Below are 24937 nucleotides of genomic sequence, written 5' to 3'. Positions count from 1 at the left end.
AGAGTGCTGGCGCGGCGCGCGCCGTCAAGCGTGTGGAGCTATTCCACCGTCACCGACTTGGCCAGGTTGCGGGGCTGGTCGACGTCGGCGCCCTTGATGACGGCCACGTGGTAGGCCAGCAGCTGGATCGGGGCCGACATCACCAGGGTCGAGACCAGCGGGTCGCTGGCCGGGGCGGTGACCACCACCTTGGCGCCCTCGGGGGCGTGCTTCACGCCCTCGGTGTCGGTGATGAAGATCACTTGGCCGCCGCGCGCCATGACCTCGCTCATGTTCGACGCCGACTTCTCGAACCAGCTGTCGTGGGGCGCGAGGATGACGATCGGGGTCTTGTCGTCCACGAGGGCGATCGGGCCGTGCTTCAGCTCGCCGGCCGCGTAGCCCTCGGCGTGGATGTAGCTGATCTCCTTGAGCTTCAGCGCGCCTTCCAGGGCCAGGGCCGACATCGGGCCGCGGCCCAGATAGAGGACGTCGCGGGCCTTGGCCACGTCGGCGGCGATCTCCTTGATCGCGCCTTCCAGGTGGATGGCCTCGGCGATCAGGCGCGGGGCCTCCAGCAGCACCTTCACCAGCCGCTGCTCCTCGGCCGCGTCGATCGTCCCGCGCGCCTTGGCGGCGGCCACGGCGATGGCGGTCAGCACGCTGACCTGGGCGGTGAAGGCCTTGGTCGAGGCCACGCCGATCTCGGGACCGCAGTGGATCGGCCAGACCACGTCGACCTCGCGGGCCATGGTCGATTCCGTGGCGTTGACCACCACGGCGCTCTTCATGCCCTTGGCCTTGCAGTAGCGCAGGGCGGCCAGGGTGTCGGCGGTCTCGCCCGACTGCGACATGGCCACGACCAGCGCGCCCGGCCGCAGGGCTGGCTGGCGGTAGCGGAACTCCGAGGCGATCTCGACGTCGACCGGCAGGTCGGCCAGCTGCTCGATCAGGTACTTGCCGACGACGCCGGCGATGTAGGAGGTGCCGCAGGCGACGATCTGGATCCGCTCCAGCTTGGCCCAGTCGACGTCCCCGGGAATGGCGGTGCGGCTGGTCAGGGCGTCCACATAGGCCGCGATGGTGCGCTGGCACCCTTCGGGCTGGTCGTGGATCTCCTTTTCCATGAAGTGGCGGTAGGCGCCCTTCTCCATCATCACCGCGCTGGTCGGCACCACGCGCACGGGACGGGTCACCGCCGCGCCCGAGGCGTCGAAGATCTTGGCGCCGTCGTGGTCGAGGGCCACGTAGTCGCCCTCGTCGAGATAGATCACCCGGTTGGTGAACGGACCGACGGCCAGGGCGTCCGAGCCCAGGAACATCTCGCCCTGGCCCTCGCCCACCACCAGGGGGCTGCCCCGGCGGGCGCCCAGCACCAGGTTGTCGGCGCCCTCGATCAGCACGGCCAGGGCGTAGGCGCCGGTCAGGCGATCGAGCGTGGCCTTGAAGGCGTCGAGCGGCGCCAGGCCGGTGGCCAGCTCGGCGTCGATCAGGTGGGCGATCACCTCGGTGTCGGTGTCGCTCTCGAAGGTGCGGCCGGCGGCGGCCAGCTCGGCCTTGAGCTCGGCGAAGTTCTCGATGATGCCGTTGTGCACCAGCGTCACGCGACCAGCGCGGTGGGGGTGGGCGTTGGCGACGTTGGGCGCGCCGTGGGTGGCCCAGCGGGTGTGGCCGATGCCGGTGGTGGCGACCAGCGGCTCGGCGGCCAGCACCTCTTCGAGAGCCTTGATCTTGCCCTTGGCGCGACGGCGCTCCACGCCGCCGCCGACCACGCCCGCCACGCCGGCGGAGTCGTAGCCCCGGTATTCGAGCCGCTTGAGGCTCTCGACCAGACGCTCGGCGACGGGGGCCTTACCGACGATGCCGATGATGCCGCACATGGGACATGATCCTTTGTAGAACGCGCCTGGAGGACTATTGCTACCAGCACGGGATATTTCGAGCGCGGCCTTTAGCACTCGTGCAGGGACGGGCGACGTAAATCTGCATTTCGGATCGTTTCGCGGTCCGTACGAGACTTCGAAGACGCTCTATATGGGCGTCGCTACGATTCACACAGCGACCCGCATAGCGACGAAGACGATCACCATGAGCAAGCGCGCCTATTTCGGCACCGACGGCATCCGCGGCCAGGCCAACAAGCACCCGATGACCGCCGAAGTCGCCCTGCGCGTCGGCCTGGCGGCCGGCAAGCTGTTCCGCTCGCAGGACGACCGCCGCCATCTGGTGGTGATCGGCAAGGACACCCGGCTGTCGGGCTACATGATCGAACCGGCCCTGGTCGCGGGCCTGACCAGCGTGGGCATGGACGTCCGGCTGTTCGGCCCGTTGCCGACCCCGGCCGTGGCGATGATGACCCGCTCGATGCGCGCCGACCTCGGCATCATGATCAGCGCCAGCCACAACAACTTCGCCGACAACGGCATCAAGCTGTTCGGCCCCGACGGCTACAAGCTGTCGGACGAGCAGGAACTGAAGATCGAGGCCCTGATGGACGAGGGCCTGCAGGAAGGCCTCGCCGCCCCGCGCGACCTGGGCCGCGTCAAGCGCATCGACGACGCCCAGGCCCGCTACGTCGAGATCGTCAAGGCGACCTTCCCGCGTCACCTGTCGCTGTCGGGCCTGCGCATCGTCATCGATTGCGCCAACGGCGCGGCCTACAAGGTGGCCCCGACGGCCCTCTACGAGCTGGGCGCCGAGGTCATCAGCCTGGGCGTGACGCCCGACGGCACCAACATCAACGAGGAATGCGGCTCGACCCATCCGGACGCGATGGCCAAGCTGGTGCGCGACTACCGCGCCGACATCGGCATCGCCCTCGACGGCGACGCCGACCGCCTGGTGATCTGCGACGAGAAGGGCCTCGTCGTCGACGGCGACCAGATCATGGCCATCATCGCCGGCGCCTTCGCCCGGGCCGGCACGCTGAAGGCCGGCGGCGTCGTGGCCACGGTGATGTCGAACCTCGGCCTCGAGCGCCAGCTGGCGACCCTGGGCCTGACGCTTGAGCGCACCTCGGTCGGCGACCGCTACGTCATGCAGCGCATGCGCGAGGGGGGCTTCAACGTCGGCGGCGAGCAGTCGGGCCACCTGATCCTGTCGGACTTCTCGACCACCGGCGATGGTTTGATCGCGGCCCTGCAGGTGCTGGCGGTGATGGTCGAGAGCGGGCGCCCGATGAGCGCCCTGGCCCGCCAGTTCGAGCCGTTGCCGCAGCTGCTGGAGAACGTCCGCTTCGCCGGCGGCAAGCCGCTGGAGGCCAAGGCCGTCAAGGAGGCCATCGCCGACGGCGAGGCCCGGCTGAACGGCAATGGCCGCATCGTCGTGCGCGCCTCGGGCACCGAGCCGCTGATCCGCATCATGGCCGAGGGCGACGACCCGGCCCTGGTGCGCAAGGTGGTCGGCGACATCGCCGCCGCGGTGAAGGCCGTCTGAGCACGAATATTCCGTGTGCCTGCACGAATTCGGGCGAAAAGGCGGCCGAAACCCGCCTAAAAGGCGACGGCTCAGGTTGTGTTTCGTCAGTTTCGTGACATCGTCGTCCCGTGGTTAACGGCGCGAGCCCCCACAGCGCCGAGCCACGGAGGAAACCCAAGGTGTTCCATACGCATGGTTCGCGGCCCCCCGCCGCGCCCGGCCTCCTGCACAGCCGCGAGTTCCGTCGGGCGATGCTGTTCGGCGGCGCGTTCAGCGCGCTGTTCTGGCTGGCCACGGCCTATGGCGCCAGCCGCCTGCTGCTGAACCTCTGAGCACGGCCGAGAGGTTTTTTCCGCGCCGGTCTCAGGCCGAGGCGCGCTCCACCAGATCATAGGCTTCCAGAACGTCGGCCGGCGCCGTCGTCCCGGGCGGCTGACGCAAGGCCTCCAGCAGCAGGTCCAGAGCCCGGCCGGTCATCCGGTCGATCGGCTGGCGCACGGTTGTCAGGGGCGGCCAGACGCGCGTCGCCAGCAGGGTGTCGTCGAAGCCGGCCACGGCCAGGTCGCGGGGCAGGGAAAGCCCCCGCCGATGGGCGACCCACAGGGCGCCGGCCGCCATGTCGTCATTGGCCGCGACGATGGCGTCGGGCGGCTCGGGCAGGGCCAGCAGCCGCTCGGTCGCCGCAAGGCCCGACTCGAAGGTGAAGCGGCCCTCGATCACCAGCTCGTCCGGCAGCGGCAGGCCGTGCGCGGCCAGAGCCTGGCGACAGCCCTCCAAGCGCTCGGCGCTGTCGGAATGGTCCTGCGGGCCCGCGATCACGGCGATGCGCCGCCGGCCCTTGGCGGCCAGCCGCGCGGTGACGGCGTGCGAGGCGGCGCGGTTGTCGATGCGCACGGTGATCATGTCGGGCAGGGGCGCGGCGGTGGCGATCGAGGCGGCGGCCAGGCCCAGGGCCGCGAAGCCGGGCGAGCCGCTCAGCACGGTGTCGAAGGGCGGTAGCAGCAGCAGGGCGTCGGCTCCGGACCGCTGCAGCGACCGGGCGACCTCCAGGGCCTCGCCGGGCGAGCCGGCCTTGCGGGTGATCAGCTGCAGGCCGCGCTCGGCGCTGGCCACGGCGGCGGCGGCCAGCACGGCGTGGATGAACATGCTGTCGACCCCGGCATAGAGCAGCCCCACCCGCGCCGGCGCCGCGCCGACCAGCCGCCGGGCGGCCGAACTGGGCACGTAACCCAGCGCCGCGATGGCCGCCATCACCCGCTCGCGGGTCTCGCGGCTGAACTTGCCCGTGCCGTTGAAGACGTTCGAGACGGTCATGGCCGAGACCCCGGCCCGCGCCGCCACGTCCTTGATCGTCACCCGGGCCTTCTCGCGGGGGCGCCTGGCGCGTTGCATGATCCTGGCTCCGCTGGCTCCCGAGGCGCGACGCGAACGCCGTTCGGAAAGAGGGTTGTAGTTTAACGATAAACCTAACAACCCTTCGACGCGACTCATCATCAGCGAAGCTTGCCCATGACGTCTTCCGCCGCCGCGACCTCGACCAACGCCACCGCGCCCGCCAAGAGCCACTACGTCGTCCTGGACGGCCTGCGGGGCGTGGCCGCCCTGATGGTGGTGGCCTTCCACCTGTTCGAGGCCTATTCCGGCGGCAGTCCGCACAAGCAGATCATCAACCACGGCTACCTGGCGGTGGACTTCTTCTTCCTGCTGTCGGGCTTCGTCGTGGCCTACGCCTACGACGACCGCTGGGGCGGCCAGATGAGCCAGTGGCAGTTCTACAAGCGGCGCCTGGTGCGGCTGCAGCCGATGATCGTCATCGGCGGCCTGATCGGCGCGGCGCTGCTGGCGTTCCAGCACTCGCCGATGTTCCCCAGGCTCGAGACCGTCACCACCTGGCAGGTGATCGGCGTGATGCTGCTGAGCTTCGTGATGATCCCGCTGATCCCGTCGGCCGAGATCCGCGGCTGGGGCGAGATCTATCCGCTGAACGGCCCGCAGTGGTCGCTGTTCTACGAGTACGTCGCCAACATCCTCTACGCCGTCGGCCTGCGGAAGCTGCCGATCCGCTGGCTGGCCGCGCTGGTCGCCGTCTCGGCCCTGGCGCTGGTCGGCCTGCTGGTGCTGGGCCCGCGCGGCGATGTCATCGGCGGCTGGGCGCTGGACGCCAAGGGGATCCAGATCGGCCTGACCCGGGTGATGTTCCCGTTCTTCGCCGGCGTGCTGCTGATGCGGCTGGGCAAGCGCATCAAGGTCCGCCACGCCTTCCTGCTCTGCAGCCTGCTGCTGATCGCGGCCCTGTCGCTGCCGCGCTTCGGCGGAACCGGGCGGCTGTGGGTCAACGGCCTGTACGAGGCGGCCTGCGTGATCGTGCTGTTCCCGCTGATCGTCGCCATCGGCGCCGGCGAGAAGGACGCGACCGGCCCCAGCGTGCGCGTCGCCCGCTTCTTCGGCGACATGTCCTACCCGCTCTACATCACCCACTATCCGCTGATCTACGTCTACACCGCCTGGGTGGTGGACCATAAGATCCCCGCCGCCCAGGGGGCGGTGGTCGGCGCCGGGGTGTTCGTGGCGGCGGTGGCGATCGCCTGGGTCAGCCTCAAGCTCTACGACGAGCCCGTGCGGCGCTGGCTGGCGGGCAGGCTGCTGCGTCGGGCCTGATCTCCCTAAACGCCCGTCATTCCCGCCCTTGTGGCGGGAACCCCTCTTTAGCCGCAAGGGCAGGGAGGGCGGATCGCTGGCGATCCGCTTACGCCTCACCTGCGGGCGGACCCAGAGGTTCCCGCCACAAGGGCGGGAATGACGGGAGAGATGGGATCAGAACCCGATCTTCGGGGCCTTCAGGCGGCGCTTGTTGACGTGGCCCTTGGGCGCGGGGGCCTCGATCTCCTCGGGCAGTTCGCCCTTGAAGTAGAAGCGCTGCCAGGCCTCCTTGGTGGCGGCCGGGTCGCGGGCGGCGATGCGGGCGTTGAACTCGCCGCGCTTCTCGGCCCAGACGTCGTACTGCTTGCGCATGTCGGGGTTGGAGTTGAAGTGCCGGATGACCGGCTGCACCGTCTCCAGCGGCTTGTCCTGGATCATGGTGATGAAGCAGAACGGCTCGCCCTTGGCGAACTTCACCGTGCCGGGGCGGGTGAACACCCAGTTCATCGTGAAGGGGAAGGGCAGCCAGTCTGTCTCGACCAGGCCGGCCAGCGGCTGGATGCCGTCCTTGATGTGGTTGGGCGGACCCATGGTCCAGATCAGCCAGTCCGGCGGCGTGCGGAACAGGTAGCCGGTGTGGAAGGTGATCGTCCCGCGCGAGAAGTGCGACTTGACGAAGTCGTCGAAGCCCGGATGCGGGTGGTCGGCCTTGAAGGTGATGTCGTTCTGGTGGATGCCGCCGTTCCAGGTGGCCTCGAAGCCGACCGGGCACAGGATCTCCCAGCCGGTGGTGTTGGCCATGGTCAGCGGCAGGCAGCGATAGGGGTGGCGGTCGGCGAAGTTGTCCATCCAGGCCCGCTGCGGGCGCCCCGGCACGATTTCCGGCGGCCGGCTCTCGGTGGGATAGCACTCCAGATACATGCCGCTTCTTTCCCGTCTTTATCGCGCCGAACCCGGCCCTTTGTCCTGCTCTAGCCCTGCGGAGGCGTTCCCGTCCAGCCGTCGGCCTCGGCCGGCTCGGCTTCGCCCCCCGACCGCCCCTGGCGCTGGGCCAGCTTGCGCAACTCCTCGTCGCGGGCGGCCGTGTCCCAGGCCCCGCCGGCCTCGCCCGGACGCATGCGCGCCAGGTCGGCGGCCAGCAGCCGGTCCATGGTCTGGGCCGCGTCGCGCGAGGCCAGGATATAGGCCTCTTCCTGGCCCCACATCGGCTTGAGGTCCTCGAAGGTCTTGCGGTCGTGGCGACGGAAGAACGAGGTGGCGCGATAGGCCTTGTGCGCCCGGAAGCCCAGCTTCTGCAGCGCGGTCGAGCCCAGGGCCAGGGCCGCCTCGAAGCTCTCCCGCTCGACCGCGTCGGCGCCGTTGGCCAGGAGGTCGTAGGCGTGGCGGCGGTCCCAGGCGCGGGCCAGGATGATCAGGTTGGGGAAGGCCTTGCGGGCGGTCTCCACCAGTTCGGCGGTCTTCTCGCGGTCGTCCAGGGCGACGATCAGCATGCGGGCGTGCTCGGCGCCGGCGGCGCGCAGCAGATCGAGGCGCGTGGCGTCGCCGTAGTGCACCCGCCGGCCGAAGCGCCGCAGCAGTTCGATCTGCTCGATGTCGCTGTCCAGAACCGTCGACTTGAAGCCGTTGGCCTGCAGCAGGCGGCCGGTGATCTGACCGAAGCGACCAAAGCCCGCGATGATGATGTCGGGCTCGCCTTCGTCGAAGTTCGGCGCTTCCGCATCGACGTCGGCGATGGCGGCGTTCATCAGTTCGGCGATGCGCTCGTAGAGGATCATCGCCACCGGAGTCAGGGCCATGGACACCGCGACCGTGGCCGTCAGCAGGGCCGCCAGGTCCGCGCCGATGACGCCGGCGCCGACCGTGAAGCTCAGCAGCACGAAGGCGAACTCGCCGCCCTGGGCCAGGGCGGTGGCCACGGCGGCGGCGCTGCGCCCTTGCGCGCCGGCGATGCGGGCGATCCCGAACATCACCGCGAACTTCAGGACCATCAGGCCCAGCACCAGGCCGATCAGGGTCAGCGGCTGGCGGGCGATCAGGGTCAGGTCGATGCCCGCGCCGACGGTGATGAAGAACAGGCCGAGCAAGAGGCCGCGGAACGGCTCGATGTCGGTCTCCAGCTCGCGGCGGAACTCGCTCTCGGCCAGCACCACGCCGGCCAGGAAGGCGCCCAGGGCCGGCGACAGGCCCACCGACTGCATCAGGCCCGCGACGCCGACCACGATCAGCAGGGCCGCGGCGGTGAAGATCTCGCGCAGGCGGGCCTCGGCGATGAAGCGGAAGATCGGCCGCACGACGAACCGGCCGCTGCCGACCACCACGCCCACCGCGCCCAGCACGGCCAGGCCCTGGGCCCAGGCCGGCAGGTGCGAGATCAGGCTGGCCCCGTGACCGCCGGCGTCGCCCGCATGGACGTCGGGCGCCACCGTGGCCAGCAGCGGCAGCAGGGCGAACATCGGGATCACCGCCAGGTCCTGCAGCAGCAGCACGCCGAAGGCGGCGCGGCCGACCGGACCCTGGCGCAGGCCCTTCTCGTCGAGGGTCTGCAGCACGATGGCGGTCGACGACATGGCCAGGACGAGGCCCACGGCCAGGGCCGTCTGCCACGGCAGGCTCAGCAGGTAGCCGACGGCGGCCACGGCCAGGGCCGTGCCCACCACCTGGGCGCCGCCCAGGCCGAAGATCGTCTTGCGCATCTCCCACAGGGTCGAGGGGCGCACCTCCAGGCCGATCAGAAACAGCAGGATGACGACGCCGAACTCGGCGAAGCGCATGACGTCGTGCTGCTCGCCCACCAGCGACAGCATGGCCGGGCCGATCAGCACGCCGGCGATCAGGTAGCCCAGCACCGAGCCCAGCCCCAGGCGCTTGGCGATCGGCACCGAGATCACCGCGGCGCCCAGATAGACGAGGGTCTGCTTCAGGAACGGTTCCATGCCTTACGCTCCTTCGGCCGCGTGGTCGGCGGCCAGCAGGGCCGACATCCGCGCCTGGTAGCGCAGGGCCTCGGCCTTCAGCTGCTCGTCGTCCTTCATCGCCGCGCCGTGCACCACGAACGGCGTCTCCCAGACCATGCCGCACAGATAGGCGGTCTGCTCCAGCGGGCGCAGGAATTCGTCCAGGGTGAAGCGGTTGTAGCCCTTGGCGTGGTAGGCCTGGGCCGGGCCGCCGGTGGTGCAGGCCACGAACAGGCGCTTGCCCGCCAGGGCGTCGCCGCCCAGGCCGTAGGCGAAGCCGTGCAGCCAGACCAGGTCCAGCCACTCCTTCATCAGGGCCGGCGGCGAGTACCAGAACAGCGGGAACTGCAGGGCGATGATGTCGTGGTCGACGAGCCGCTGCTGCTCGGCCTCGATGTCGATCGAGAAGTCCGGATAGGTCTCGTACAGGTCGTGGAAGGTGACGCCGGAAAGGGCCTTGGCCGCCTTGGCCAGCACGCGATTGGCGCGCGATCGCTCAAGCGCCGGATGGGCCAGGGTCAGGAGGGCGCCGGCGGTGGCGGGCGTCATGTTCGGGGTGCTAGGCTCGATCGTCACGCTCGGTCGCCTACCGTAATCGCGTGACGGGAAAATTTATTCATCAAGGCTTGAATTTCTCCGGCCGGCGGGCGAGAGCAGTCGGCGAACGTCGCTCCGGGAGGAAGCATGGTCGACAAGGTGAAATCCGACGCCGCGCAAGCGTTGGCCGGTCTGCTGTTCGACGGCATGACCATCATGGCGGGGGGCTTTGGTCTCTGCGGCATTCCCGAAAACCTGATCGCGGCGATCCGCGAAACGGGGGTCAAGGACCTCACGGTCATCTCCAACAACTGCGGGGTCGACGGATTCGGCCTGGGCATCCTGCTGGAGAACCGTCAGATCAAGAAGATGGTCTCGTCCTATGTGGGCGAGAACAAGCTGTTCGAACAGCTATACCTGAGCGGGGAGCTCGAACTGGAGTTCAATCCGCAGGGCACGCTGGCCGAACGCATCCGCGCCGGCGGCGCGGGCATCCCGGCCTTCTTCACGCGCACCGGCTACGGCACCCTCGTCGCCGAGGGCAAGGAAGTCCGCGAGTTCGACGGCGAGATGTACGTGATGGAGCGCGGCCTGACCGCCGACCTTTCCATCGTCAAGGCCTGGAAGGCCGACGCTGAGGGCAACCTCGTCTATCGAAAGACCGCCCGGAACTTCAATCCGATGATGGCCACGGCCGGCAAGGCCACCGTCGTCGAGGTCGAGGAGCTGGTCGAGATCGGCGCGCTCGACAAGGACAACATCCACACGCCCGGCATCTTCGTCGATCGCCTGATCAAGGGCGCGAAGTTCGAGAAGCGCATCGAGCGCGTGACCACTCGCCAGAAGGAACAAGCGTAATGGCCTGGACCCGCGACGAGATGGCGGCCCGCGCCGCCAAGGAGCTGCGCGACGGCTTCTACGTCAACCTGGGCATCGGCATCCCGACCCTCGTGGCCAACTACATCCCCGAGGGCATGCACGTGACGCTGCAGAGCGAGAACGGCATGCTGGGCATGGGTCCCTTTCCCTACGAGGGCGAGGAAGACGCCGACCTGATCAACGCCGGCAAGCAGACGATCACCGAGCTGGATTCGAGTTCGTACTTCAGCTCGGCCGACAGCTTCGCCATGATCCGCGGCGGCCACATCGCCCTGTCGATCCTGGGCGGCATGCAGGTCTCGGAAGGCGGGGACCTGGCCAACTGGATGGTGCCCGGCAAGATGGTCAAGGGCATGGGCGGCGCCATGGACCTGGTGGCCGGCGTCAAGCGCGTGGTCGTGGTCATGGACCACTGCGAGAAGTCGGGCGCGCCCAAGCTGCTCAAGGCATGCTCGCTGCCGCTGACCGGCGCCGGCGTCGTCGACCTGCTGATCACCGAACTGGGCGTCTTCGAGATCAACCGCGGCAAGACCCCGGTGAAGCTGATCGAACTGGCCCCCGGCGTCACGGCCGACGAGGTCAAGGCCAAGACCGAGGCGGCGTTCGAGGTGGCGGTCTGAATCCCTCTCTCTGAGAGAGAGGGAGGGGCCCGCGCCGCAAGGCGTGGGAGGGTGAGAGGTTTCACCCTTTGCTGTTAGGCATCGGACCTTCTAGCCAAGGCCCTGACCGCAGCCTCCCGGCGGCGCTTCGTTCTGGGAAGTTGTTACCTCTCACCCTCCCACCGCTGCGCGGCGGGCCCCTCCCTCTCTCAAAGAGAGAGGGGGTCCGTCGAGCAGCCATGAGCCGATCCATGCGCGACCTCTTCTCCCTGATGGCCGGCTACAACGCCTGGGCCAACGCCCGGCTGCTGGACGCCTGCGAGGTTCTGCCGGCCGGCGGCTTCACCGCCGAGCGCGGCGGGTTCTTCGGCTCGATCGCCGGGACCCTGAACCACCTGCTGGTCACCGACCGCATCTGGACGGCCCGCCTGCGCGGGACGCCGCTGCCGCCCTACGGGCTCGACAGCGTGCTGTTCACCGACCTTTCCGAACTGCGCGCCGCGCGCGTGGCCGAGGACGCGGTCCTGGTCGACTATGTCGCCGGTCTCACCGACGAGGCCTGCGCGGCGCAGTTCCGCTGGACCCGCAAGGCCGACGGCGTCGAGGTGGTCGGGCCGCTGTGGAAGACCCTGGCCCACCTCTTCAACCACCAGACCCACCATCGCGGCCAGGCCCACGACCTGATCGGCCAGGCGGGCGTGCCGACCCCTTCGCTCGACCTGCCGGTCTACCAGCGCGAGGCCGGCGCCTGAGCCAAGGCCGAGTTTCGCCACATTCGCCCCTAGGGTGCCCTGGTGCAGCTTTCAGGGGAGTCGGGCATGCGGACGTTTGGACTGGCGATGACGCTGCTGGCGGCGAGCGCGCTTTCGGCCTGCACCGAAAAGGCCGACGCCCAGTCGCCGCCGCCGGCCGCCGCGTCAGCCGCCCAGGTCGAGGGCGGGCCCTACGTCCTGAAGGGCACCCAGGTCTGGACCGTGCCCGATCCCGTCTCCGGCCGCGACTACGAGGTCTTCGTCAGCCTGCCGGCCAGCTACGAGGCCAATCCCCAGCGCCGCTATCCGGTGGTCTTCGTCACCGACGCCGACTACGCCTTTCCGATCATCCGCCAGGTCGCCCGGCGGGTGAACCTGGACGGCCCGGTGATCGAGGAGTTCATCCTCGTGGGCCTGTCCTATTCGCGTGGCGACAGCGGCGTCGTCAGCCGCAACCGCGACTATACGCCCACGCCGAACGGCCCCCGCAGCGCCAGCGCCACCGTCCACGGCCAGGGGGGCGCCTACCAGGCCTACCTGAAGAACCGGGTGCTCCCCTTCGTCGAGCAGCGTTTCCGCGCCGACCCGGCCCGGCGGGTGCTGCTAGGCCATTCCTACGGCGGCCTGCTGGGCGCGCAGATCCTGTTCACCGACCCGGCGATGTTCCACGGCTACGTGCTGGGCAGCCCGTCCTTCTGGTTCGACAAGCGCCACATCATGACGCTGGAGGCCGACTACGCCCGCGCCCACAAGGACCTGCCCGCCGACGTCTTCATGTATGTCGGCGGCTACGAGGCGCCGGGACCCAGTTCGCGCAACACCACGGGCCCCGACATGGTGGCCGACGTGAAGACCATGGAACGGGTTCTGAAGTCGCACGGCTATCCGGGGCTGAAGGTCCGCTCGACCGTGCTGGAGGACGAGGATCACCTGACCGTGGCCCCGGTCGGCTTCACCCGCGCCCTGATGGCCGTGCTGCCTGCCAGGCCCTGATGGCGGGATCAATTCACGCCTGTAGCTCCACCCCCTGGATGTGCTAGATCGCGACCATGAAACGCGCCGTCGAGCACCGTATCGGGGTCCAGGCCCCCGCCGAGATCGTCTGGGAAGTCGTGTCCGAGTTCGAGCGTTGGCACGAGTGGAACCCGCTCTACGTCAAGGCCGCTGGCCAGCTGAAGATCGGCACCGCCCTGACCCTGGAAGAGGCGATCGGCGATCGACCGGTCAAGGTGATCCAGCCGATCGTCCAGGACTGGGTGCCCTACGAACAGCTGCACTGGCGTTCGCAGCGCCTGGGCGGCTTCGTCACCGCCATCCGCTACCTGGAAGTCGAGAACATGGGCGAGAGCAACGCCACCTTCTCGAACGGCGAGCTGTTCATGGGCCTGCTGGTCAAGTGGATCTCCAAGGACGAGCGCCGCGCCCTGAAGGCCGCCTTCACGGCCATGGGCGAGGCGGTGCGCGATCGCGCCGAGGCCCTCTGGCGGGCGCGCGCGGCCGCCCCATCTGAAGTCGGATGATCGACGATCTCTACAGCGCCCGGATCCTGACGCTCGTGGCCAACCTGCCGCGGGCCGGGCGTCTGGACGCGCCCGACGCCAGCGCCGACAGGACGGCCAAGCTTTGCGGCAGCCGCATCATCGTCGACGTCGTGGTCGAGGACGGCAAGGTGGCCGACTTCGCCCAGGAGGTTTCGGCCTGCGCCCTGGGCCAGGCCAGCGCCGCGGTGCTCGGCGCCAACGTGATCGGCGCGGATCTTTCCGAACTTGAGTTGGCCCGCGACGCCCTGGCGGCTATGCTGAAGCTGAACGGCCCGCACCCTGCGGGCCGCTTTGCGGAGCTCGCCGTGCTGGAGCCGGTCAAGGACTATCCTGCCCGTCACGCCTCGACGCTTCTGGCGTTCGAAGCCGCGGTCGAGGCTGTCCGGAAGGCCACAGGGGCGACCCAAACGCGAACTAGCCGCGCCGGCGCCGCTTGATCGGTTTCTCGCGGGTGCGATAAGTGCCCGACTCCGTTCGCGAAAGCGCCGGCATGAGCCTTTATCACCGCGTCGTCGACTTCGGCCTGCGCGCCTACAAGTTGACGCTCTCGCCTCTCATCGGGCGCCAGTGCCGCTATCTGCCGACCTGTTCGGAGTACGCGGCCCAGGCGCTCAAGGATCACGGACCCGCCAAGGGGTCCTGGCTCGCGCTGGGACGGATTTGCCGATGCAATCCGTTCGGGGGCTGGGGGTACGACCCGCCGCCTCCGCCGCGCGAGCCGCGCAAGTGGATGTGTGAAGAATGATCGATCTGGTTTTCCCCGACGGCTCCTCCCGTCAGTATCCCGACGGCTCGACGGGGCGCGACGTGGCCGCGGCCATCTCCAAGTCGCTCGAGAAGAAGGCCCTGCTGATCAAGCTGGACGGCCAGGTGCTGGACCTCGACCGCGCCCTGACGCCCGACCTGCTGACCGGCGAGCGCAAGTTCGAGATCCTGACGCGTGACGCCCCCGAGGCCCTCGAAACGATCCGCCACGACACGGCCCACGTGCTGGCCGAGGCGGTGCAGGAGCTGTTTCCCGGCACGCAGGTGACGATCGGCCCGAACGTCGAGGACGGCTTCTACTACGACTTCGCCCGCGACGAGCCGTTCAGCCTGGACGACCTGGCGACGATCGAGAAGCGCATGAAGGAGATCGTCGACCGCGACGAGAAGATCACGCGCGAGGTCTGGGACCGCGACGAGGCCATCAGGCACTTCGACGAGATCGGCGAGCAATACAAGGCCCAGATCATCCGCGACCTGCCGGGCACGGACACGATCACGGTCTATCGCCAAGGCGCCTGGAAGGACCTCTGCCGCGGTCCGCACCTGCCGTCGACCAAGCACGTCGGCAAGGCCTTCAAGCTGACCAAGCTGGCCGGCGCCTACTGGCGCGGCGACCAGAACAACGCCCAGCTGCAGCGCATCTACGGCACGAGCTGGGCCTCGGAAGCCGACCTGGAAGCCTATCTGAAGCGCATCGAGGAAGCCGAGAAGCGCGATCACCGCAAGCTGGGCAAGGCGCTGGGCCTCTTCCACATGCAGGAAGAGGGCCGGGGCATGGTGTTCTGGCACCCCAAGGGCTGGAAGCTGTGGCAGACGCTGGAGGCCTACATGCGCCGCAGCCTCGACCGCGCCGGCTACATCGAGGTCAAGACGCCCCAGGTCCTGGACAAGACCTTCTGGGAGAACTCGGGGCACTGGGACAAGTACCGCGCCAACATGTTCGTCTGCGAAACGGTCGAAGGCGAGATCCTGTCCCTCAAGCCGATGAACTGCCCGGGCCACGTGCAGATCTGGAACGTGGGCCAGCGGTCGTATCGCGAACTGCCGATGCGCATGGCCGAGTTCGGCGCCTGTCACCGCTACGAGCCGTCGGGCGCCCTGCACGGCCTGATGCGCGTGCGCGCCTTCACCCAGGACGACGCCCACATCTTCTGCCGCGAGGACCAGATCGTCGAGGAGACCGAGCGCTTCATCCGCCTGACGCGGATGATCCACGCCGACCTCGGCATGACGACCAAGTACATCGCCCTGGCCACGCGCCCCGAGCTGCGCGCCGGTTCGGACGAGTTCTGGGACAAGGCCGAAGGCATGCTGGCCGAGGCCGCGCGCCTGGCCGGCGTCGAGCCGGTGATCGCCGAGGGCGACGGCGCCTTCTATGCGCCCAAGCTCGACTTCATCGTGCAGGACGCCATTGGTCGCGAGTGGACCTGCGGCACGCTGCAGCTCGACTATGTTCTACCGGAACGTTTGGGCGCCGAGTACGTTGCCGAAGATGGATCCAAGAAGCGGCCGGTGATGCTGCATCGCGCGATCCTGGGGTCGTTCGAGCGGTTCATCGGTATTCTGTTGGAAAACTACGCGGGCAATCTGCCGCTTTGGCTGGCGCCGACGCAGATCGTCGTGGCGACGATCACGTCGGACGCCGACGACTATGCCCGCACTGTCGTCGAGCGGTTGACGGCTATGGGATTGCGCGCGGAGGTCGATCTTCGTAACGAGAAGATCAACTACAAGATTCGCGAGCACAGCCTCGCCAAGGTTCCCGTGATCGCGGTGGTCGGACGTAAGGAAGCGGAGACGGGGCAGGTCGCCCTGCGGCGCCTGGGCGGCGAGGGTCAGCAGATCCTGTCGCTCGACGAGGCGCTGTCGGTGCTTGGCCAGGAAGCCACGCCTCCCGACCTGGTTCGGGCCCGCGCGCCGCAAGCCACGCGGGAGCCTGCTCAGGTCTGACATGAACAGTATTCTCCCGTCCTTCACGGTGCTCGCCGCAGGCGCGCGTCCCGCCAAGCCCTTGGTCTCGGTGGTGATGGTCGTCTACTGGACGGGAGAAGCGCTGGTCGACAGCATCCGCCACGTGCTGGCCGAGCCGATGGTCGACGAGTTCGTCATCGTCGACAACGGCTCGCCGCCCGAGGACGCCGACATGCTCCGCGCGCTGGGCCTGACCGAGCCGCGCGTCCAGCTGGTGCAGGGTCATGGCAACGTCGGCTTCGCCAAGGGCGCCAATCTGGGCGCCTCGGTGGCCCAGGGCGAGTACCTGATCTTCCTCAATCCCGACGCCAACCTGCAGCCCGACTGCGTGCCGTCGATGGTCGCGGCCTTCCGCGACCAGCCGGTGCCGACCGTGATGGGCGCGCGGGTCATGAACATCGACGGCACCGAGCAGCGCGGCGGCCGTCGCGGCGAGGTGACGCCGGTCACCACCCTGCTCAGCCTGTCGCAGCTGAGCCAGAAGGTCGAGCGCTTCAAGCGGTTCGAGATCCACCGCGAGCACGAGCCCCTGCCGGCCGAGCCGACGCAGATGCCGACCATCTCGGGCGCCTGCTTCGCCCTGCGCCGCACCGACTTCGACGCCCTTGCCGGCTTCGACGAGGGCTACTTCCTGCACGTCGAGGACGTCGACCTGTGCTGGCGCGCCCGCCAGGCCGGCGGCCAGGTGCTGTTCCACCCCAACGCCCGCGTCATCCACCTGGGCCACACCAGCCTGGAACACCCGGTCAAGGTCGAGTTCCACAAGGGCGTGGGCCTGGCCCGCTACTTCATCAAGCGCGCCGACAACATCCAGCGCTACGTGCTGGCGGTCATGCTGGCCCCGCTGATCCTGGGCCTCTCGGTCTGCCGCCCCGCGATCAACGCCCGCCTGCGCAAGGGCTAGGCTTCCAGCCTTCCGGCATAGCCGAAGATCACGCCCAGCCACGGATGGGCGACCAGCACGCGAAAGCGGTAGGATCCGTCCCGCGCGAAGGTCCGCGCCCGCGTGCGCGGCGCCCAGGCGGCCGGCAGCGGCAAGGGGCCCAGCCGCCAGCTCTCGAAATCCCAGGAAAAGCCGCTGGCATAGGGCGAGGCGTGGAAACGGAAGGTCAGCGGCCCGACCGTCTCCTCGAAGGCGAACGGGTCGTCGGCCGCCGGGGCGATGCGCGAACGGAAGGGACGGCCGCCGAACCGGCGGGTCCAGGCCTCGCCGCCGCCGGGCAGGGACGCGATCGACACCGCGGTGGCGTGGACGCCCGGCGCGGGCAGGCCCTGCAGCCGCCGCACGAGTGCCGATAGTCCGCCGCCGCCCCGCGCCCGCGCGCGTCCCGCCAGCGTCACGTCCGCCTCGCCGCGATGGGCGCCGCGAACCACGGCGGGCAGGTTTTCGAAGCCTCGCCCCAGGGCGCGCGGAAATACGCCCGTCGCGGCGGGTGCGGCGGCGTCGATCCGGGCCTTGATCGGCAGGCCCTCCAGCGGCGCCAGCAGGGCCGCGAGGTCCAGCAGGCCGACGCAGGCCCCCGCGTCGGACGGACCCGCCAGCGTTCCGTCCAGCAGCGCGCCGACCACGGCCGCGGCCGGGGCGGCGGGCACGTTCGGTCCGGCCCCACGCTCCGCCCACAGGCTCCAGCGGGCGGCGACGGCGCTGCCGGCGGCGTCCAGGCCCTCGACTCGCACGGTCATGCCGCCCCGGTCCGAACCCAGAGGCGCCAGCAGCCCGGCTCCGGCGTTCAGCGGCGCGGCCAGGGGCTCGAGCGTCCGCAACAGCCCCCAGCGGCGGGCAAAGCTCAGCAGCCACAGCCCCAGGTGCAGCGGCGCCAGTTCCAGCCCGGCGCCGAACAGGGCCTCGCGGGTCGGCGCATAGCGGGCCTTCAGCTGGTCGAGGTCGGGCGTCTCGGCCAGGCCGATCCAGCGCCGGCCGAGGCCTGGAAAGGCCAGGCGATGCGGGACGCTCCAGCCTGGCCGGGTAGAAGCCGCGCCGTTCACGAACACCGACACCGGAGCGCCGGTCCAGCGCAGGATGGCGCGGGTGACCGACAGGCCCCGCGGCGCCTTCGCGCCTGGCGAGATCGCCGCCTCGATGCGGTCGACGCGGGTCCAGCCCTCGGTCAGCGCATCCACCGCCGCGCAGGTCAGGGCGGGGGTCGAGCTGGCGCCGGTGATCGCCCAGCGGCCGACCTCGCGCGCCGCCGCCGACAGCCGTCCGGGGAAGGCGGCGACGAAGTCCCGGGCGTCGGCGAGGTCGACATAGTGCGCGCCCGCCGCCAGCACGGCCTTGGCGAAGGCGGCATCCTGGCCCTGGAACGGCCCGGCGGCGTCGATCACCACGAACGGGCAAAGCCGCTCTAGGTCCGACGGCTGGTCGCGATCGAGGACGGCGACCTCGATCGAGGCCCGCGCCCCGCCTGCCTGCAGCTCGGTCAGCAAGGTTTCGAGGGGCCGCGGCCGCCGGGCGGCCAGCACCAGCGTCACGTCCGGGCGACGGGCGAGCATCCGCGCCAGGCGCGCGCCGAACACGCCGCTGGCCCCGACCAGCACAACCCGTCTGCGATCGCCCACGCTCATGCGGCCGGCGGCTCCAGCACGAAGCGGGCCCGCTGGGCCGGCGTCGGTACCATGCAGGTCGAACGCTTGCCCATCAGCCGGTAGCGGTTGGCGGCCAGCCAGTCGTAGCCGGCGTCCAGCCAGGCCTTGGGCAGGACGCCCACGATCGCCGCCAGCCCCGACCACGGCGCGCCCAGCCGGCGCAGCAGGGCCAAGATCGCCGCGCTCTTCTCCAGCGCCCGGCCGCCGTCGAGATAGAGGAAACTGGCCGGATGGTCCGGATCGATCCCGTGGGCGATCGCCAGGGCCCGACCGTAGTCCGACTGGATCGGCGTGAAGCGCATGATCCCCTTGCGGTCGATGGCCAGCACCGCCCGCACCGAGCCCGAGCAGAGGTTGCAGACCCCGTCGAACAACCACAGCGGTGCGGGCGCGCTCATGGGCGGTTCTCCAGGCATTGGCGCTTGAGGGCCTGCAGGGCGGCGGGCACGTCGCGGCGCATGGCGGCGGCCGCCATGCCGGCGGGCAGGCCGAACGGGGCGCTGACCTTGTTCTCGTAGACCACCCGGGTGGACGCGCCGTCGTCCAGCGGCGTCAGCAGCCACTGGCCCTCGCAGTCGTCGATGTCGCCGCCTGTGCAGCGAAAGCCGATGCGCCTGTTCGGCTCCAGCTCCAGCCGCGACACCGAGCGCAGCATCGGCGAGAACAGGCCGCGCTTGATCCAGTGCTCGCGGGTCTCGGTCCGGCCGTCGGGCGAGCGTTCCAGCACCGTGCAGCGCTTGACGCTGGGGGTCATGCGGGCGGCCAGGCCGCAGTCGAGGATGACGCGCCACACCCGGTCGGGCGGGGCGGGGATGTCGATGGTCGCCCGCACCTCGCCGCGCCCGTCGGCGCCGGCCCGCACCTGCGCCCCCACGCCGTCCGCCGCGAACGCCGGAGGCGCCGCGACCAGCCAGAGAAGGACGAGGGCCAGGCCGTGCATGGTCCCCACGCTAGAGGGTTTCCCCCCTTGCGGGGAAGCGGCTTTAGCGCTTCAGCGCGGTCGCGCCGTTGGCGTGCCAGGCCCAGGCGTGCTGGATGATGTCGTCCAGGCCATAGCGCGGGTTCCAGCCCAGCAGGGCCCGGGCCTTGTCGCTGTCGGCCACCAGGATCGGGGCGTCGCCGTCGCGGCGGGTCACCGTCTCCAGCGGGAAGTTGCGGTTGGACCGGCGCTCGATCGCCGCCACCAGTTCGCGCACCGAGGTGCCCTCGCCGGTGCCCAGGTTGAAGGCCGTGCTGTGCTTGCCGTCCAGCAGCCACTTCAGCGCCAGCACGTGGGCGTCTGCCAGGTCCAGCACGTGGACGTAGTCGCGGATGCAGGTGCCGTCGCGGGTGTCGTAGTCGCTGCCGTAGAGGGTGAACTTCTCGCGCTCGCCGCGCGCGGCCGCGATGGCCAGGGGGATGGCGTGGGTCTCGGGCTCGTGCTTCTCGCCGATCCGGCCTTCGGGGTCGGCGCCGGCGGCGTTGAAGTAGCGCAGCACCACCGAGTGGAAGCGCTTGTAGCGGTCCATGTCGCGCAGGATCTGCTCGACCATCAGCTTGCTGCGGCCATAGGGGTTGAGCGGCGCCTGCGGGTGGGTCTCGTCCATCGGCAGGGTCACCGGCGGGCCGTAGGTGGCGCAGGTCGACGAAAACACCAGCTTGTCGACGCCGGCCTTGCGGGCCGCCTCGATCAGGGTGATCGCCCCGCCGACATTGGTCCCGTAGAAGGCGCCCGGCTCGGCGATCGAGAACGCCACCTCGACGAAGGCGGCAAAGTGGATCACCGCCGCGGGCTTGTGCTTGGCGAACACCTCGGCCAGCCGGACCGGGTCGTTGACGTCGCCCACCTCGAGCGGACCCCACTGGACGAACTCTTCCCAGCCATTGCTGAGGTTGTCGTAGACCACGGGCGTGAAGCCGGCCTCGGCCAGTCGCAGGCAGGTATGCGAGCCGATATAGCCCGCGCCGCCGGCCACGAGGATGGCTTGGCTCAAGGTCGCGCTCCGATTTCCATTACGAGTCCGTGGGTTGCCCCGTCCCCCTTCTTGGCGCGCGGCCGCGCGGGGTCAAGGGGCTTGCCGTCGCCGCCGCCTCAGAAGGCCTCGGCCAGGATGGTCCCGTCGGGCATCAGGGCCGCGCGCTTGAGACCGCTGGAGGCGAAGGGCATGGCGACGTTGCCGTCGCGGTCCACCGAGACCAGGCCGCCGTGGCCGCCCAGGTCGGCCACGCCCTGGATGGCGCCGGCGGCGGCCTCCTCCAGGCCCTGGCCGCCGAAGCGGATGCGGTGGGCGATCTGCGCGCCCACGGCCGTGCGGATGAAGTACTCGCCCTGGCCCGTGCACGAGACGGCGGCGAAGCCGTCGGCCCAGGCCCCCGCGCCGATGATCGGGCTGTCGCCCACCCGGCCCGGAAGCTTGCCGAACACGCCGGCCGTCGAGGTGGCGGCGGCCAGGCGGCCGTCCTGGTCCAGGGCCACGCAGCCGACGGTGCCGGTGGGCAGTCCTCCCGGAGGAGCGTTGTCCTCGAAGGCGCCGGCGCGGGTATAGTAGGTCTCGGGATCGGAGATGGTCTCCAGGCCCTGGGCGCGGGCGAAGGTCATGGCCCCTTCGCCGGCCAGCATCACGTGCGGAGTTTCCTCCATCACCGCCCGGGCGGCGCGGATCGGGCTGGCGAAGCCCTGCAGCGCGGCCACCGAGCCGGCGCGGGTGGTGGCGCCGTCCATCAGGCTGGCGTCCAGTTCGTATTCGCCGTCGACGTTGGGCGAGGCGCCCTTGCCGGCGATGTAGAGACCCGAGGCCTCCAGCGCTGCGACCGTCTCGACGACCACGTCCAGGGCGCTGGCGCCGGCGGCCAGCCGCTCGCGGCCGGCCTCGATCAGGCCGCGCATGTGGGCGATCTCGACCGAGTAGTCGTGGCCGCGCTTGGCGCCGGCGCCGCCGTGCAGGGCGAGAGTAAAACGCTTGTTTGACATTCTGCTTCCTTGCCCGTCGAGCCTGGGCTAGCGTCGCGCCTTCTAAATAAGAAACGCGGGAGAAGCGAGATGAAGGCGGTGCTCAGCAAGGAAGTCGGCGGGCCCGAGTCCCTGGTGCTGGAGGAGCTGCCCGATCCGGTTCCCGCGCCCGGCCAGGTGCTGATCGACGTCAAGGCCTGCGGGGTCAACTATCCCGACCTGCTGATCATCCAGGATCTCTACCAGTTCAAGCCGCAGCGTCCCTTCGCCCCCGGCGGCGAGGTCTCGGGCGTGGTCGCCGCGCTCGGTGAAGGCGTCACCAGCCTGCAGGTCGGCCAGCGGGTGCTGGCCTCGACCGGCTGGGGCGGCATGGCCGACAAGCTGGCCGTCGAGGCCGCCCGCTGCACGCCGATCCCCGACGCCATGCCCTTCGACGAGGCCTCGGCCTTCATCCTGACCTACGGCACCTCGTACTACGCGCTCAAGGATCGCGGCTTCCTCAAGCCCGGCCAGACCCTCTTGGTGCTCGGCGCGGCCGGCGGCGTGGGCCTGGCGGCTGTGGAGCTGGGCAAGGCCATGGGCGCGCGGGTCATCGCCGCCGCCTCCAGCCAGGAGAAGGTGGACTTGGCCATCTCGCGCGGCGCCGACGCCGGCGTCGTCTACGCCCGTGGTCCGTTCGACAAGGACGGCCAGAAGGCCCTGGCCGACCAGCTGAAGGCCGCCTGCGGTCCGGGCGGCTGGGACGTGGCCTATGACGCGGTCGGCGGCGACTATTCCGAAGCCACCATCCGCGCCGCCGGCTGGGGCGGCCGCATGCTGGTGATCGGCTTCCCGTCGGGCATTCCGAAGATCCCGCTGAACCTGACCCTCTTGAAGTCGTGCGACATCGTCGGCGTGTTCTGGGGCGCGGCCGTGGCCCGCGATCCGGCCGGCCATGCGGCCAACGTGCGCGAACTGATGGACCTCTACGCGGCCGGCAAGATCAGGCCGTACGTCTCCGAGCGCTTCCCGCTGGAAAAGGCCGGCGACGCCATCGCCCACCTGGCCAGCCGCAAGGCCATGGGCAAGGTGGTGGTGACGGTGGAATAGGGGCAAGGCGGGGCGCATGGTTAAGTCTTCGCAAATCGCCCGCCTGTCGTCCCGTTCTGAAACAACAGTAAAATCATACGGTTAAACGCGCGGTAAGGACGTCCCTTAGCAAAGCGGTGAGGTCAACTGGGCTATTGCTGCTCTTCGAATAGTCGGAGGCGGCGTTCAGATGTTCCTTCCTGCTCGCGACGCGTTTCCCGTGGAGACGCGCCGCCCGTACCGCATGAACCGTCGACCCGAAGAGCGCGTGAAGGTGCTCGGGGGCGAGATGGATCTCGTGCGCCCGGAGGAGGTCTTCCACTTCGTGGCGGGCCGGATCGCGGGCGGCAAGGGCGCGATCGTCGCCAATCACAACCTGCACAGCCTGTATCTGCTGCAGAAGGACCCGCAGGTCGTCGACTTCTTCAAGGCCGCCGAGCTGATCGAGGTCGACAGCGTGCCGCTGATCTTCTGGGCGCGCATCGTCGGCCGGGCCAGCCGCCGCTTCCACCGCTGCACCTATCTCGACTGGCGCAACGACTTCTGGGCGCGGGCGACCAAGGAGAACTGGAAGGTGTTCTTCGTCGGTGGCGCTCCGGGCGTGGCCGACAAGGCGCTGGAGAATATCCGCCGCGACTGGCCGACGGCCCAGGTCGAGAGCCATCAGGGCTATTTCGACGTCACCGACGGCGGCGCCGAGAACGAGGCCGTGGTCGCCAGGATCAAGGCCTACAAGCCCGACATCCTGTTCGTCGGCATGGGCATGCCGCGCCAGGAGAAGTGGCTGCTGGAGAACCACAAGAAGCTTGACCCCTGCGTCGGCTTCACGGTCGGCGGCGCCTTCGACTACGAGGCCGGCGTCCAGCTGGCCGCGCCCCGCTGGATGGGCCAGGTGGGCATGGAGTGGCTGTTCCGGCTGATGGCCGACCCCGAGCGGCTGTTCACCCGCTACTGCGTCGAACCCTGGCACCTGTTCGGCCCGGCCATGGCCGATGCGCGCAGGGCCCTTGCGCGGCAGCTCAAGCCGGGCAAAAAGAAGAACGCCGTTCCGCCGGAGGCCGCCTACCGGCGCGCCACCGATCTCGCGCTCAAGCCTTAACCGGACCGTGGGGGACCAATGGGTTTGAAGATCGAAAAGAAGCCGCGCCGCCGCTCGACCGAGCGGCCGAACGCCTGGCAGCGCGTCTGCGCCGTCTTCGGCCTGGCGGGCCTCGTCCTGGCCTGGGCGCTGATGCTGGCGCCGTGCGCCCTGTGGCTGCTGTTCAGCCTGGTGACGCGCCGGCCGCAGGGCCGCCCGCTGTTCGGCCGCGCCTCGGCCGCTGACGCCACGTAAGGCTGGTCCGGGGCGGCCCGCCGTCCCATGATCCTCCCGCGCCGAACGGCCCGCTTCCAGAGGCCGCGCGCCAACAGGGAGGATGCCGCATGGGCGGACGTCTGGACGGCAAGGTCGCCGTCGTCACCGGGGCCTGCTCAGGGATCGGCCTGGGAACCGTCGAACTGTTCGTCGCCCAGGGCGCGCGGGTGGTCGCCGCCGACCTGCAGGCCGAGAAGGGCGCGATCCTCGAACGACGCTTCCCCGACGCCGTGCGCTTTTCCCGCTGCGACGTGACGGTCGAGGACGACATCGCCGCCGCCGTGGGGCTGGCGACGCAGGCCTTCGGCGGGCTCGACATCCTGTTCAACAACGCCGGCCACGGCGGCGCGCCCAACGGCGTGGCCGACATGACCGGCGCGGCCTGGGACGCCACCTTCGCCGTCCTGCTGCGCGGCCCGGTTCTGGGCATGAAGCACGCCCTGCCGGCCATGATGGCGCGCGGCGGCGGCTCGATCATCAACACCGCCTCGATCGCCGGCCTGCAGGCGGGCTTCGGACCGCTGGCCTATTCCTCGGCCAAGGCGGCGGTGATCCACATGACCCGCTGCGCGGCGGCCGAGCTGTCGCCGCTGGGCGTGCGGGTCAACGCCATCTGCCCGGGGCTGATCGCCACCTCGATCTTCGGGGCCTCGATCGGCCTGCCGCGCGAGGTCGCCGACCAGATGGCCGCCCGCGTCGCCGAGGTCGGCCCCAAGATCCAGCCGATCGCCAAGGCCGGCCTGCCCGACGACATCGCCGCGGCCGCCCTCTACCTGGCCAGCGACGACAGCGCCTTCGTCAGCGGAACCCACATCGTCGTCGACGGCGGCATCACCATCGGCCCGCGCAGCAGCTGGGACGTGCGCACGCCGTCGCCGATCCTGGCGGCCATGGGCGTCTCGCCCGAGCAGGCCCAGGCCATGCGCGAGGCGATGATCGCGGGCCAGGCGGCGGAGTAGGGCG

26 protein-coding genes are annotated in these 24937 nt (G+C 69.9%); 16 read left to right on the top strand and 10 right to left on the bottom strand.

Features of this window, described 5'->3' with window-relative positions:
- Positions 1-38 precede the first annotated feature (38 nt).
- On the bottom strand, positions 39-1859 hold the full coding sequence (gene glmS / locus C1707_RS04845) for a glutamine--fructose-6-phosphate transaminase (isomerizing) (RefSeq protein WP_101713548.1): 1821 nt from the start codon (positions 1857-1859) through the stop codon (positions 39-41).
- Between the two features lie 208 nt (positions 1860-2067).
- Here glmS and glmM point away from each other — a divergent pair, with 208 nt between their 5' ends.
- Both glmM and C1707_RS26020 read left to right on the top strand, forming a co-directional pair.
- Complete coding sequence (gene glmM, locus C1707_RS04840) at positions 2068-3414, top strand: phosphoglucosamine mutase (protein ID WP_101713547.1); 1347 nt, start codon at positions 2068-2070, stop codon at positions 3412-3414.
- Positions 3415-3575: 161 nt separating this feature from the next.
- Entirely contained in the window at positions 3576-3728 is a 153-nt protein-coding gene (locus C1707_RS26020; protein WP_164467283.1) for a hypothetical protein, read from the top strand.
- Positions 3729-3759: 31 nt separating this feature from the next.
- On the opposite strand, the gene C1707_RS04835 is transcribed toward C1707_RS26020, so the two are convergent.
- Positions 3760-4788, bottom strand: coding sequence for a LacI family DNA-binding transcriptional regulator (locus C1707_RS04835; protein ID WP_101713546.1), 1029 nt, complete (start codon positions 4786-4788; stop codon positions 3760-3762).
- Positions 4789-4905: 117 nt separating this feature from the next.
- On the opposite strand from C1707_RS04835, the gene C1707_RS04830 reads away from it, so the two are divergent.
- A complete protein-coding gene (locus C1707_RS04830) occupies positions 4906-6054 on the top strand; it encodes an acyltransferase family protein (protein ID WP_101713545.1) in 1149 nt (382 codons plus the stop codon).
- 156 nt (positions 6055-6210) lie between these two features.
- Here C1707_RS04830 and C1707_RS04825 read toward each other — a convergent pair whose 3' ends face one another.
- The 3 genes from C1707_RS04825 to kefF are packed head-to-tail and all read right to left on the bottom strand — an operon-like array spanning position 6211 to position 9539.
- Positions 6211-6957, bottom strand: a complete 747-nt coding sequence (locus tag C1707_RS04825) for a DUF6065 family protein (RefSeq protein ID WP_101713544.1) — start codon at positions 6955-6957, stop codon at positions 6211-6213.
- A gap of 50 nt (positions 6958-7007) precedes the next feature.
- Complete coding sequence (locus C1707_RS04820) at positions 7008-8969, bottom strand: monovalent cation:proton antiporter-2 (CPA2) family protein (protein ID WP_101713543.1); 1962 nt, start codon at positions 8967-8969, stop codon at positions 7008-7010.
- 3 nt (positions 8970-8972) lie between these two features.
- On the bottom strand, positions 8973-9539 hold the full coding sequence (gene kefF, locus C1707_RS04815; protein WP_101713542.1) for a glutathione-regulated potassium-efflux system oxidoreductase KefF: 567 nt from the start codon (positions 9537-9539) through the stop codon (positions 8973-8975).
- A 135-nt stretch (positions 9540-9674) separates the two neighbouring features.
- Between kefF and C1707_RS04810 the strand changes: the two genes are divergently transcribed.
- The 9 genes from C1707_RS04810 (at position 9675) to C1707_RS04770 (ending at position 16941) form a co-directional block, all read left to right on the top strand.
- Positions 9675-10385, top strand: coding sequence for a CoA transferase subunit A (locus C1707_RS04810; RefSeq protein ID WP_101713541.1), 711 nt, complete (start codon positions 9675-9677; stop codon positions 10383-10385).
- Positions 10385-11026 (top strand): 3-oxoacid CoA-transferase subunit B, encoded by a 642-nt coding sequence (locus tag C1707_RS04805; RefSeq protein WP_101713540.1) that lies wholly within the window; start codon positions 10385-10387, stop codon positions 11024-11026. The genes C1707_RS04810 and C1707_RS04805 overlap by 1 nt, the downstream gene beginning before the upstream one ends.
- A 230-nt stretch (positions 11027-11256) precedes the next feature.
- Positions 11257-11757 carry a DinB family protein gene (locus tag C1707_RS04800; RefSeq protein WP_101713539.1) on the top strand — a complete coding sequence of 167 codons (501 nt, stop codon included), beginning with the start codon at positions 11257-11259 and terminating at the stop codon, positions 11755-11757.
- A gap of 66 nt (positions 11758-11823) precedes the next feature.
- Positions 11824-12750, top strand: coding sequence for an alpha/beta hydrolase (locus C1707_RS04795; RefSeq protein ID WP_101713538.1), 927 nt, complete (start codon positions 11824-11826; stop codon positions 12748-12750).
- Between the two features lie 56 nt (positions 12751-12806).
- The gene (locus C1707_RS04790; RefSeq protein ID WP_101713537.1) at positions 12807-13277 is read left to right on the top strand and encodes an SRPBCC domain-containing protein; all 471 of its coding nucleotides are present in this window, start codon (positions 12807-12809) and stop codon (positions 13275-13277) included.
- The gene (locus C1707_RS04785; RefSeq protein ID WP_101713536.1) at positions 13274-13735 is read left to right on the top strand and encodes an iron-sulfur cluster assembly scaffold protein; all 462 of its coding nucleotides are present in this window, start codon (positions 13274-13276) and stop codon (positions 13733-13735) included. The genes C1707_RS04790 and C1707_RS04785 overlap by 4 nt, the downstream gene beginning before the upstream one ends.
- Positions 13736-13788: 53 nt before the next feature.
- Entirely contained in the window at positions 13789-14043 is a 255-nt protein-coding gene (gene yidD, locus C1707_RS04780; RefSeq protein WP_101713535.1) for a membrane protein insertion efficiency factor YidD, read from the top strand.
- A complete protein-coding gene (gene thrS, locus C1707_RS04775) occupies positions 14040-16016 on the top strand; it encodes a threonine--tRNA ligase (protein WP_101713534.1) in 1977 nt (658 codons plus the stop codon). The genes yidD and thrS overlap by 4 nt, the downstream gene beginning before the upstream one ends.
- A gap of 1 nt (position 16017) precedes the next feature.
- Positions 16018-16941, top strand: a complete 924-nt coding sequence (locus tag C1707_RS04770; RefSeq protein WP_101713533.1) for a glycosyltransferase family 2 protein — start codon at positions 16018-16020, stop codon at positions 16939-16941.
- Here C1707_RS04770 and C1707_RS04765 read toward each other — a convergent pair.
- The 5 genes from C1707_RS04765 to C1707_RS04745 form a co-directional block, all read right to left on the bottom strand.
- Positions 16938-18602 carry a DUF4166 domain-containing protein gene (locus C1707_RS04765; RefSeq protein WP_101713532.1) on the bottom strand — a complete coding sequence of 555 codons (1665 nt, stop codon included), beginning with the start codon at positions 18600-18602 and terminating at the stop codon, positions 16938-16940. The genes C1707_RS04770 and C1707_RS04765 overlap by 4 nt on opposite strands.
- Entirely contained in the window at positions 18599-19021 is a 423-nt protein-coding gene (locus tag C1707_RS04760; protein WP_240633864.1) for a thiol-disulfide oxidoreductase DCC family protein, read from the bottom strand. The genes C1707_RS04765 and C1707_RS04760 overlap by 4 nt, the downstream gene beginning before the upstream one ends.
- A complete protein-coding gene (locus C1707_RS04755) occupies positions 19018-19563 on the bottom strand; it encodes an SRPBCC family protein (protein ID WP_101713530.1) in 546 nt (181 codons plus the stop codon). Before C1707_RS04755 ends, C1707_RS04760 begins: the two co-directional genes overlap by 4 nt.
- 43 nt (positions 19564-19606) lie before the next feature.
- Positions 19607-20596 carry a UDP-glucose 4-epimerase GalE gene (gene galE, locus C1707_RS04750; RefSeq protein WP_101713529.1) on the bottom strand — a complete coding sequence of 330 codons (990 nt, stop codon included), beginning with the start codon at positions 20594-20596 and terminating at the stop codon, positions 19607-19609.
- A gap of 98 nt (positions 20597-20694) precedes the next feature.
- Positions 20695-21573: an isoaspartyl peptidase/L-asparaginase family protein gene (locus tag C1707_RS04745; protein ID WP_101713528.1), complete on the bottom strand. Its 879-nt coding sequence runs from the start codon at positions 21571-21573 to the stop codon at positions 20695-20697.
- A 69-nt stretch (positions 21574-21642) separates the two neighbouring features.
- On the opposite strand from C1707_RS04745, the gene C1707_RS04740 reads away from it, so the two are divergent.
- The 4 genes from C1707_RS04740 (at position 21643) to C1707_RS04725 (ending at position 24933) form a co-directional block, all read left to right on the top strand.
- On the top strand, positions 21643-22641 hold the full coding sequence (locus C1707_RS04740) for an NADPH:quinone oxidoreductase family protein (RefSeq protein ID WP_101713527.1): 999 nt from the start codon (positions 21643-21645) through the stop codon (positions 22639-22641).
- Between the two features lie 169 nt (positions 22642-22810).
- On the top strand, positions 22811-23719 hold the full coding sequence (locus tag C1707_RS04735) for a WecB/TagA/CpsF family glycosyltransferase (RefSeq protein ID WP_101713526.1): 909 nt from the start codon (positions 22811-22813) through the stop codon (positions 23717-23719).
- Between the two features lie 18 nt (positions 23720-23737).
- Entirely contained in the window at positions 23738-23953 is a 216-nt protein-coding gene (locus C1707_RS04730) for a hypothetical protein (RefSeq protein ID WP_101713525.1), read from the top strand.
- Positions 23954-24042: 89 nt separating this feature from the next.
- Complete coding sequence (locus tag C1707_RS04725; protein ID WP_101713524.1) at positions 24043-24933, top strand: SDR family NAD(P)-dependent oxidoreductase; 891 nt, start codon at positions 24043-24045, stop codon at positions 24931-24933.
- The last annotated feature ends 4 nt before the right edge of the window (positions 24934-24937 follow it).

Origin of the sequence: Caulobacter flavus (assembly GCF_003722335.1) — a bacterium.
GTDB classification, from domain to species: domain Bacteria; phylum Pseudomonadota; class Alphaproteobacteria; order Caulobacterales; family Caulobacteraceae; genus Caulobacter; species Caulobacter flavus.
Note: the sequence above shows the minus strand (reverse complement) of the source record. Positions and strands in the feature narration are given on the sequence as shown.